This is a genomic window from Pseudomonas sp. MSSRFD41 (assembly GCF_014230245.1).
Taxonomy (GTDB): domain Bacteria; phylum Pseudomonadota; class Gammaproteobacteria; order Pseudomonadales; family Pseudomonadaceae; genus Aquipseudomonas; species Aquipseudomonas piscis.
Genome location: NZ_JACKZK010000058.1, coordinates 1 through 2,409, shown reverse-complemented (window position 1 = coordinate 2,409; position 2,409 = coordinate 1). Strand labels below are relative to the sequence as shown.

Genomic DNA, 2,409 nt, shown 5'->3' with positions numbered 1-2,409 from the left:
GGTCATGTCGCCGCCGTCGTACTGGTTGACCCAGACGCTGCCGGCGCGCAGGCCCCGGGCGAAGCGATGGGCGCGGCTGAGATCGCGGGTCCATACGGCAGCGGCCAGGCCGAAGATGCTGTCGTTGGCGATCGCCAGCGCTTCTTCCTCGGTATCGAAACTGATCACCGCCAGCACCGGGCCGAAGATCTCCTCGCGGGCGATGGTCATGGCGTTGGTCACGCCGTCGAAGAGGGTCGGTTCGACATACAGGCCGCCGGTGCTTTCCAGGGTGCGCGCACCACCGGCCAACAGTCGCCCGCCCTGCTCCCGGCCGATGCCGATGTAGCGCAGCACGTTGTCCAGCTGGCGCTCATCGACCATGGCGCCGACGCGGCTGGCCGGGTCCAGCGCATGCCCGGGCTGCCAGGCCTTGAGCGCCTCCACCAGCAACGGCAGGAACTGCTCGCGGATCGACGCCTGCACCAGCAGCCGCGAGCCGGCGGTGCAGACTTCGCCCTGGTTGAAGGCGATCGCCGCAGCCGCCGCTCGGGCCGCTTCGCCCAGGTCCGGCGCGTCGGCGAACACCACGTTGGCGCTCTTGCCGCCGGCCTCCAGCCATACCCGCTTCATGTTGCTCTGGCCAGAGTACTGCAGCAGTTGCTTGCCCACCGCGGTGGAGCCGGTGAAGGCCAGCACGTCCACGTCCATGTGCAGGGCCAGGGCCTTGCCCACGGTGTGGCCGTAGCCCGGCAGGACGTTGAACACGCCCTTGGGAATGCCGGCGTCCAGGGCCAGCTGGGCGATGCGGATCGCGGTCAGCGGCGACTTTTCCGAAGGCTTGAGGATGAACGAGTTGCCCACCGCCAGGGCTGGGGCGAACTTCCAGCTGGCCATGATCAGCGGGAAATTCCACGGCACGATGGCCGCCACCACCCCCGAAGGCTCGCGGGTCACCAGGCCCAGCTGGTCGTGGGGCGTGGCCGCCACTTCATCGTAGAGCTTGTCGATGGCTTCGGCATTCCAGCGGATGGCATTGGCCGTGGCCGGGATGTCGATGGCCAGGGAATCACTGATGGGCTTGCCCATGTCCAGGGTCTCCAGGAGCGCCAGTTCTTCCTGGTGCTCGAGGATCAGCTCGGCAAAGCGGATCAGGATGCGCTTGCGCTCGGCCGGGGCCTTGCCCGACCACACGCCGCTGGCGAAGGCCTGGCGCGCCACGGCCACGGCATGATCGGCATCGGCCTGGTCGGTACTGGCGACATTGGCCAGGAAGCGCCCGTCCACCGGGCTCAGGCATTCGAAAGTGGCGCCGCCCTGGGCAGCGCAGTACTGGCCGTCGATGAAGGCGCGGCCTTCCAGGGTGAGGGATTGGAAGCGCTGCTCCCAATCGCTGCGGGATCTAGTCATGGCGAATACTCAACGCGCGAAGACACACGGCCGTCAGACCGTGTGCAGGTACCAGTTGTATTCCAGGTCGGAGATGGAGTTCTCGAACTCCGCCAGCTCGCTTTCCTTGCAAGCCACGAACACGTCGATGTACATCGGGTCGATGTACCTGGCCATCACCTCGCTGTCGTCCAGCACGCGCAGGGCGTCGCGCAGGTTGCTCGGCAAGCTCGGCTCGCTCTGCTCGTAGGCGTTGCCCTCCATGGCCGGGCCGGGTTCGATCTGGTGGGTCAGGCCGTGGTGGATACCCGACAGCACCGAGGCCATCAGCAGGTAGGGGTTGGCGTCGGCACCGGCCACCCGATGCTCGATACGCACCGCGTCCGCCGAGCCGGTGGGCACGCGCACGGCCACGGTGCGGTTGTCGATGCCCCAGGTCGGCGAGTTCGGCACGTAGAACTGGGCGCCGAAACGGCGGTAGGAGTTGACGTTGGGGCACAGGAAGGCCATCTGTTCCGGCAGGGTTTCCAGCACGCCGCCGATGGCATGGCGCAGGGCCGCGTTGGTCTCGGGGTCTTCGCTGGCGAAGATGTTGTTGCCCTGCTTGTCGAGGATCGAGATGTGCACATGCAGGCCGTTGCCCGCCTGGCCCGGGTAAGGCTTGGCCATGAAGGTGGTGTCCATCTCATGGTCGTAGGCGATGTTCTTCACCAGGCGCTTGAGCAAGACCGCATAGTCGCAGGCCTTGATCGGGTCGGGCACGTGATGCAGGTTGACTTCGAACTGGGCCGGGGCGCTTTCCTTGACGATGGCGTCGGCGGGGATGCCCTGTTCTTTCGCGCCTTCGAGGATGTCCTGCAGGCAGTCGACGTATTCGTCGAGGTCGTCGATCAGGTAGACCTGGGTCGACTGCGGGCGCTTGCCGGAGATCGGCGAGCGTGGAGGCTGTGGACGGCCGTTCACGTTCTCCTGGTCGATCAGGTAGAACTCCAGCTCGAACGCGGCGCAGATGGTCAGGCCCAGTTCGTCGAACTTGCTCAC

At 66.5% G+C, this 2,409-nt stretch carries 2 protein-coding genes; both read right to left on the bottom strand.

The window, feature by feature from the left end; translation table 11 throughout:
- Positions 1–1,389: aldehyde dehydrogenase (locus H7A76_RS32145; RefSeq protein WP_185702234.1), on the bottom strand; the 1,389-nt coding region annotated here is incomplete at its 3' end.
- Positions 1,390–1,422: 33 nt separating this feature from the next.
- On the bottom strand, positions 1,423–2,409 hold a 987-nt coding region (locus H7A76_RS32140; RefSeq protein WP_185702233.1), incomplete at its 5' end, for a glutamine synthetase family protein.